The 7,120-nt window shown below is 63.5% G+C and carries 10 protein-coding genes and 2 pseudogenes; 8 read left to right on the top strand and 4 right to left on the bottom strand.

The features are described 5' to 3' along the window. The first annotated feature begins 96 nt into the window (after positions 1-96). The 4 genes from JCM19049_RS06370 to JCM19049_RS06355 all read left to right on the top strand — a co-directional run bounded on the left by JCM19049_RS06370 (position 97) and on the right by JCM19049_RS06355 (position 1,843). Positions 97-366 (top strand): hypothetical protein, encoded by a 270-nt coding sequence (locus JCM19049_RS06370; protein WP_054821160.1) that lies wholly within the window; start codon positions 97-99, stop codon positions 364-366. After that, positions 336-653, top strand: a complete 318-nt coding sequence (locus JCM19049_RS06365; protein ID WP_279402597.1) for an MFS transporter — start codon at positions 336-338, stop codon at positions 651-653. Before JCM19049_RS06370 ends, JCM19049_RS06365 begins: the two co-directional genes overlap by 31 nt. A gap of 123 nt (positions 654-776) precedes the next feature. Next, positions 777-1,202, top strand: coding sequence for a VTT domain-containing protein (locus JCM19049_RS06360; RefSeq protein ID WP_054821158.1), 426 nt, complete (start codon positions 777-779; stop codon positions 1,200-1,202). 152 nt (positions 1,203-1,354) lie between these two features. Beyond that, on the top strand, positions 1,355-1,843 hold the full coding sequence (locus JCM19049_RS06355; RefSeq protein ID WP_374700247.1) for an Lrp/AsnC family transcriptional regulator: 489 nt from the start codon (positions 1,355-1,357) through the stop codon (positions 1,841-1,843). A 96-nt stretch (positions 1,844-1,939) separates the two neighbouring features. Here JCM19049_RS06355 and JCM19049_RS22350 read toward each other — a convergent pair whose 3' ends face one another. Together JCM19049_RS22350 and JCM19049_RS22345 are read right to left on the bottom strand one after the other, a co-directional pair. Beyond that, positions 1,940-2,266 (bottom strand): NAD(P)H-binding protein, encoded by a 327-nt coding sequence (locus tag JCM19049_RS22350; protein WP_306420718.1) that lies wholly within the window; start codon positions 2,264-2,266, stop codon positions 1,940-1,942. A gap of 59 nt (positions 2,267-2,325) precedes the next feature. After that, positions 2,326-2,625, bottom strand: a pseudogene (locus tag JCM19049_RS22345) (NAD(P)H-binding protein); the annotation flags it as partial. Between the two features lie 458 nt (positions 2,626-3,083). Here JCM19049_RS22345 and JCM19049_RS06345 point away from each other — a divergent pair. Then, positions 3,084-3,326, top strand: a complete 243-nt coding sequence (locus JCM19049_RS06345) for a hypothetical protein (RefSeq protein WP_054821157.1) — start codon at positions 3,084-3,086, stop codon at positions 3,324-3,326. Between the two features lie 418 nt (positions 3,327-3,744). Beyond that, positions 3,745-4,116: a hypothetical protein gene (locus JCM19049_RS06340; RefSeq protein ID WP_054821156.1), complete on the top strand. Its 372-nt coding sequence runs from the start codon at positions 3,745-3,747 to the stop codon at positions 4,114-4,116. Between the two features lie 400 nt (positions 4,117-4,516). Here the strand turns inward: JCM19049_RS06340 and JCM19049_RS06330 are convergent, their stop codons facing one another. Then, positions 4,517-4,732 carry a hypothetical protein gene (locus JCM19049_RS06330; RefSeq protein ID WP_054821154.1) on the bottom strand — a complete coding sequence of 72 codons (216 nt, stop codon included), beginning with the start codon at positions 4,730-4,732 and terminating at the stop codon, positions 4,517-4,519. Positions 4,733-4,734: 2 nt separating this feature from the next. Continuing rightward, positions 4,735-5,379: a TetR/AcrR family transcriptional regulator gene (locus JCM19049_RS06325; RefSeq protein ID WP_054821153.1), complete on the bottom strand. Its 645-nt coding sequence runs from the start codon at positions 5,377-5,379 to the stop codon at positions 4,735-4,737. A 107-nt stretch (positions 5,380-5,486) separates the two neighbouring features. Between JCM19049_RS06325 and JCM19049_RS06320 the strand changes: the two genes are divergently transcribed. Then, positions 5,487-6,911 carry an NAD(P)/FAD-dependent oxidoreductase gene (locus JCM19049_RS06320; RefSeq protein ID WP_054821152.1) on the top strand — a complete coding sequence of 475 codons (1,425 nt, stop codon included), beginning with the start codon at positions 5,487-5,489 and terminating at the stop codon, positions 6,909-6,911. Then, positions 6,908-7,120 (top strand): annotated as a pseudogene (locus JCM19049_RS06315) (universal stress protein); the annotation flags it as partial. The gene JCM19049_RS06320 and the pseudogene JCM19049_RS06315, both read left to right, overlap by 4 nt.

Here is a 7,120-nt window from a genome sequence, read left to right as displayed (position 1 = left end):
CCAGACCCTGGGTATCCTTGTGGGCGCCGGCATCGGCATGGTCGCCGCCAGCGACCTGGTGTTCGGCTACGCGATCGTCGCGGTGGTGATTGCCCTGTGCTCGGTGCCTTCGTGCTGCTGCGCCAGGACGTGGTGCTGCCGGCCAGCGCCCGCGAGAAGTTCGCCTGGGGCAGCTTCCTGCGCAGCTTCTGGATCAACCCGGTCCGCTACCCGGACTTCGGCTGGGCCTGGCTGACCCGCTTCCTGCTATACCTTTCCAGCCAGCTGATCCTGGTCTACCTGCTGTACTTCCTGCAGGATGGGTTGAATCATCCGAACCGGCCGCCGGGGTGCTGGTGCTCAGCAGCATCTACGCCGGTTTTGTGATCCTCTCCTCGGTGGTGGCCGGCAAGCTCTCCGACCGGGACGGCAAGCGCAAGCGCTACGTGGTGATCTCCTCCCTGATTGTGGCCGCCGCGGCGCTGGTCATGGCCGTGGCCCCCTCCTTCCCGGTGGCGATCGGCGGAGCGGTGCTGCTCGGACTGGGATTCGGCTCCTTCCTGGCGGTGGACTACGCGCTGCTGACCCAGGTGCTGCCGCACGCCGATTCCCGGGCCAAGGACCTGGGCGTCATCAACATCGCCAACTCCCTGCCGCAGGTCTTCGCGCCCTGATCGCCTGGATCGCGGTGAGCTGGCTGGGCGGGTACCCCACCCTGTTTATCTGCGCCGCGGTGGTCAGCGTGGCCGGCGGGCTGCTGGTGCGCCGCATCAAGATGGTCCCGTAGGCGCGTTGCCATGATGCAGTGGATCGAGGACGCGCCCTACCTGGTGACGTACCTGTTCTTCTTCCTTGGGGCGATGATCCGCGCGAACACCACCTACTGGATCGGGCGCAGCATCGCCGCGGGGGTGAAGCAGACGCGTTTCCAGCGGGTGCTGCGCGGCCCGATCTACCTCAAGTCCCAGGCCCTGCTGGCCCGGTGGGGCGTCTTCGCCGTGCCGCTGAGCTTCTTGACCGTGGGGGTGCAGACGGCGGTGAACGCGACCGCCGGAATCACCCGGATGCCGCTGCGGCGCTACCTGCCGGCGGTGATTGTCGGCTGTCTGATCTGGGCGTTGGTGTACACCACCGTGGGCTTGGCGTTCATCTATGCGTGGATCGCGCTGGACTGGCCGTGGCTGGTGGGTATCGTGCTGCTGGTGGCGCTGGTGCTGTGCTGATCCTGCGTCGCAGGAAGCGCGCCCGCCGGGTAATAGGCCCGGAAGAAATCAAGTGAGACCTATGATGGTGAATCACAACGTCAGTCAAAGGTGCAGGTATCGGCACTGCAGGCCGGCGCCAAGTGCCGAACCAGGGGAAAGCAGGTGCGACAGTGGTGAATAATCCGGTCTCGGCCGAGATCAAGCGTGCGCAGCTCGATGAGCTGGACCGTAAACTGCTCAGGCTGCTGTCGGAGAACTCCCGCCGCACGAACAACTCCCTGGCCGAGGAGCTGGGCATCGCCCCCTCGACCTGCCTGGCCCGGCTGAATCAGCTGCGTGATACCGGCGTGATTTCCCGGTTCACCATCGAGGTGGATCCGCAGGTGCTCGGACGAGAGCTGGAGGCGCTGATCTTCGTTCGCATCCGTCCCGGCGCCCGGCACCTGATGTCGACCTTCGCCCAGGACATGCAGGCCAAGCCCGGAGTGCGTCAGCTGTTCTTCCTGGGCGGCGCTGACGATTTCGTGCTGCACGTGGCGGTGCGCAACTCCGCGGACGTGCGCCAGTTCGTGCTCGACTACCTGTCCTCGAACCCGGCCGTGGCGACCACCCAGACCTCACTGGTCTTTGAGCACAGCCACGGCAGCGCCGAATACTGAAGTCCCGCAGCAAAACGTCCAGGGCCGCACCACGGTGCTTCCCTGGACGTTTCGTTGCTCAGGCCTTGGGAACTGGCCACTGAAGTTTGTTGAGCGTTAGGAGACGATCTTGCTCATCGGGGTGTCTCCGTCAAAGAAATTCACGGTCTGGCGGATTCCGGCATTGTGGGCCAGCACGTACGCGATCATTTCCGCAACGTTTTCCCGGGCGGTGCGCCCCTCGGTGCCCGCCGGTTCGTGCCCGGAAATGCGGCCGCGGCTGTCGGCCAGGCGCAGCTTCTTTGTGGCCGGCTCCAGGGTCAGGGCGCCGGGCCCCAGGATGGTGTACTCCAGGCTCGTGCCGCGCAGGTACTCATCCGCGTCGTGCTTGGCCTTGGCATAAGGATAGAACGAATCCTTCGGGTCCAGGTTGTCGACGTCCACCAGGCGCGCGCGTAGGAGACCATGACATAGCGGTTGACTCCGGCCTGCTTGGCGGCTTGCATGGTGCGCACCGCCGCCTCATAGTCCACGGCGTTGGTGCGCTCGGGATCTCCGCCGCCGGCACCGGCCGAGAACACGACGGCATCGGCTCCGGTAAAGGTCTTGGCCAGTTCTTCGGCACTGGCGGTTTCAATATCAACTTCCACCGGGGTGGCACCCACCGCACGGATATCGGTGATGTGTTCCGGATTGCGGATCAGCGAATGGACCTCGAACCCCTCCCGGACGAGCCGCGGGGCAGCGAGCAGGGCCACCTTTCCGTGACCCCCGACAATTACGACACGACGCTTTTCAGCCATGATCCGACTCCTTCGTGATCGGCGACAGTTTCTGTCTTCGCGGCAGGCCCTGGGCCCGCCGGCCCTCCGACGTGGTTGGTCTTCGTTGTCCCGGCTTTCAGGACCTACTGTGGACGCTACCGCCTGGCCAGGACGTTCACAAGGTGGCATGACGCCAGGGGTTAGGAAGCTCGTCCGTGAACCGGCATCAAGCTGTCGAAGCCTGACCGTTCCTTCGCCGGTGGTTTACCGATAAAAGCCTGGGCGCCTCCCGTGCAGTACTGGCTAGCTCCGTCTCCAAAGCGTAATTGAACACAAAGTATGCTTTATTCGAATATTCTTGCTAGGATTGTTAATCCCCTCTTTGAATTCTGCCGCTCCAGGATTTTCCCTCTTGCCGTTGTGACTAGGCATGTTTTGGGAATGTATCGATGGTTGCGGTTGTTGAAGCTAGTGGGAGACTGGAAGGAGGATGGCAGATGCAGCAATTTGACGTGTTGGTACTGACCGCATTATTGACCATTGTGGCGCTGGGAATCATCAGTGCTGTCCTGGTCGTGGGCTACCGGCGTACGCACGCCACTGAGATCCGCGAGGACCTGCTGGCCAAGGCCCAGCAGTTGGGGTTGCGCGTGGATCCGGCAGTGAGCAATGACGAGCTGCGCGCGCAGGTGAAGCATGCGCGCCACGAGGCACGCAGCGGCAAGCCCAAGACAGCGTAGCGGCGCCTAGAAATACAGCAAGAGACCGCAAAGGGTCCGCAGCGAAGGCTGTGGACCCTTTGCCATGCGCTGCCCGGCATCCGGCGCACCCCTTGGCGACCGGTAGTCGCGCGGCGGCAAGACCTTCCACGCAGCGACCCGCGGCCGACGCCTGCCACAGCATTGCCTCCGCTGAACCAAACAAACGTGGTAAAAACGTTTGGTTAAAAGTTCAACAACATTTGTTTTGGCCGCCTCCAGATCCTTTCGCGGCGGTACGTGAGGTGCCCCAGGTCACCGGTTTTGCCCCGGAATCATGCGGTTCCGCTCACATTGGTATGTGAGGTTGTGAACGAATAGCGGGGTTTTGTATTAAGGGGTCAAAAAAGGCTGTTAGCTTGTAAATAACACCCCGACAATTTTCTAAGGAGCAGCGATTATGAGTACGATCCCACTCGGTGAAGACATCCTCTTGGCTCGTCACGGATCGAACATCGTAAAGCTGCGCCAGGACCGCAAGAACCGCCAGACCGTGGCGTACCTGCGGGACGGGGCCACTGACACCGCCGCCAACGTGCTGGGCGTGCCGGCGTTGACTCCGGCAGCCACCTTCGGGCAGAGCGTGCAGACCTACCTGAACGACGAAGCCGCCGTGAGCCGCAAGGAAGTTCGCTCGCTGGCGAAGCTGTCGCTGGGCTTCAGCGCCTTCACCGGCGCAGTCTTTGGCGGGCTGCTGTTGCTGGCCTACAAGGTCGGAGGCAGTGAGCTGCTGGACAATTTGTCGGCGGCCTACAGCTACTACCCAATGTAATGGCCACGGCGATCGCCGTGGGCGGGGAGAAAAATCGCGGGACCAGTGGTCCCGCTTTTTTCATGCCCGCCGCTGCCCCTGAAGGCCATTGCGCGACTCACGTGTGCGTTTCTCGCTTTTTCGGCGCACGAAGGCATAGGATGACCACAATCCGAGAGATTGGAAGTTCCTGATGCGTTTCGTCCTAGAGGTAAATTTCGACACGGAAACCATGCAGCTCAAGCCCCGTGAGGAGCTGCAGGAGATCTTGCGGCACTGGGCGAAGAACCTGGAGCTGTATCCCATGGAGGCCGGCGCCAGGAGGACGTGTTCGATTCGAATAACGAAGCCGTGGGGGAGTGGGCCATCCTCGACGAATAGCGTCGAGTCCGGGAGGTTCTAGCCATCCGCCTTGCCCGGGTCACCGCCGGGTGGAGAAGCGCCCTATCAAGTAGCCGACCATCAGCGTGCCAAGCATGACCGCCCACAGCGGTGCGCTGGTGTGGAAGAACAACAGCTGCACGCGGACCCGGTAGAGGTTCTGCAGGATGAAGACCAGCGCGATCACGGTCAATGTCACCGCGCTCCACTGCTTGATGGTGATGCGCTGAATCCAGTGCGGTTTCTGGTCCTGCATGCCTACCTTCCCTTCAGCAGACCGGTGATCATCGCGCGCAGGCCGATCATAAAGGCGTCATCCGAGTTGCGCCGTCCCGTGGCCTGCTGGGCATCCAGCGAGCGACTGAAGAACTGCGCGCTGGCCTGATGCTCTCCGGGGTCGAAGATGTCCGCAGGCGCCGAGGTGTCGATGGCCGAGCCGAAAATGAAGGACTCCAGCGCCACGATGATCGGCACGATCTGCTCCTGGGGCACCCCGTGCTCATGCAACGCCCGCGCCACCCGTTCATACATGGTCAGGGTGTTCGGGGAGTCAGCCACCGGCAGCACCGCGATCACCGGGATGAGCGGAACATGCCGGGCAAACACCGACCGGTAGCTCACCGCCCAGGTTTCCAGGGCCGCGCCCAGCTCCATCGTGTCAAAGCAGTCCCGGTCCACCTCATCCATCACCGTTTCCTGGATCCATTGCAACAGGTCGTTCTTGGAGGAGACGTGGTTGTACAGCGCCGAGGGGGAGACCCCCAGGGATCGGGCCAGGCGCTGCATGGTCAGAGACTCGTAGCCTGACTCAAGGACCACGCCCATGGCGTGCTGGGTGATCCGTGCCCGGTCCAGGATGGCCGTGCGTGGTCGGCCGGCGCGCCGCGGTGCCGTCGTGCCCATGAAATGTCTCCCCTGACGTGGTCTGCTTCACATTTGCCTGAAAACATTCTATGCTTTAATGCGTAAATGAATCATGTTCATTTTATAGTCTTCAGGAGAGATCGATCATGAAACAGCTGGAACGCGACGTTGTCATCGTTGGAGCGGGACCTTCCGGGCTGACCGCGGCCTACGAACTGCAGAAGGCCGGCAAGTCCGTGGCCGTGCTCGAGGCCCGCGACCGCGTGGGCGGGCGCACCTGGACCGAGACCATGGACGGGGCGACCATCGAGATCGGCGGGCAGTGGATCAGCCCGGACCAGACCGCCCTGTACTCGCTGATCGGTGAGCTGGGCCTGGAAACCTTCGAGCGTCACAAGCAGGGCAAGAGCGTCTACCGCACCGCCGAGGGCGAGTCCATCCGCTATGAGGGCGAGGACTTCCCGGTCGCCGAATCCACCGTGGCCGAGATGAACAAGCTGATCGGGCTGCTCAACGACCTTTCCGCCCAGATGGATCCGGACCACCCGTGGAACCACCCGCAGGCCCAGGAGCTGGACAAGATCTCCTTCCACCACTTCCTGGCCCAGCACAGCGATGACGAGGTCGCCTGCCAGAACGTGGGGCTGTTCATCGCCGGAGGCATGCTCACCAAGCCGGCCCACACCTTCTCCGCGCTGCAGGCCGTGCTGATGGCCGCCTCGGCCGGCTCCTTCGACAACCTGGTCGATGAGGACTTCATCCTGGACCGCCGCATCGTGGGTACCATGCAGGGAGTCTCCAAGGCCCTGGCCGCCCGCCTGGAGGAGGGCGTGCTGTTCCTGGACAACCCGGTGCTGCGCCTGGAATGGTCCGAGGACGGGGTCACCGCCCACGGCAAGGACCTGAGCGTCAAGGCCCGCAAGGTGATCCTGGCCATCCCGCCGAACCTGTACTCGCGCATCAGCTACGAGCCGCCGCTGCCGCGCAAGCAGCACATCACCCACCAGCACCAGTCCATGGGCCTGGTCATCAAGGTGCACGCCGTCTACGACACCCCGTTCTGGCGTGAAGAGGGACTGTCGGGCACCTGCTTCGGCCCGACCAGCCTGGTCCAGGAAATCTACGACAACACCTACCACGGGGAGAGCACCGGCACCCTGGTCGGCTTCGTCTCCGACGTGAAGGCCGATGAGGTCTTCGCCCTCAACGAGGCCGAACGCAAGCAGCACATCCTCAAGGCAATGGCCGAGTACCTGGGCCCCAAGGCCCTGGAGCCCAAGGTCTTCTACCTCTCCGACTTCGGCAGCGAGGAATGGACCCGCGGGGCCTACGCCACCAGCTATGACCTGGGCGGGCTGTACCGCTTCGGCCCGGCACAGAACGATAACGTCGGCCCAATCTACTTCTCCTCCTCCGACCTGGCCGGAGAGGGCTACCAGCACGTGGACGGGGCCGTGCGCATGGGTCGTCGCACCGCCGCGCGCATCGTGGCCGCCCTGGAGGGCACCGAGTACGACCAGAACTACGACGGGGTGGACTCCTTCGTGGCCGGCAACAAGGTCGACGCATGAAACTGCTGATCGGCTACACCGCAGACGAGCGCGGGGCCGAGGCCATCGAGCTGGGCCTGCGCGCTGATCAGCGACCGCGCGGTCGATTCGCTGGAACTGGCCATGGTGCTGCCGGAGGACACCCCCTTCCAGGCCACCTACCGGGAGGGGACCACGGGTACCACACCGTGCTCTCCGCCCAGGCGGACCGCTGGGCCGAGCAGGCGCTG

Source organism: Arthrobacter sp. JCM 19049 (assembly GCF_001310435.1).
Note: the sequence above shows the minus strand (reverse complement) of the source record. Positions and strands in the feature narration are given on the sequence as shown.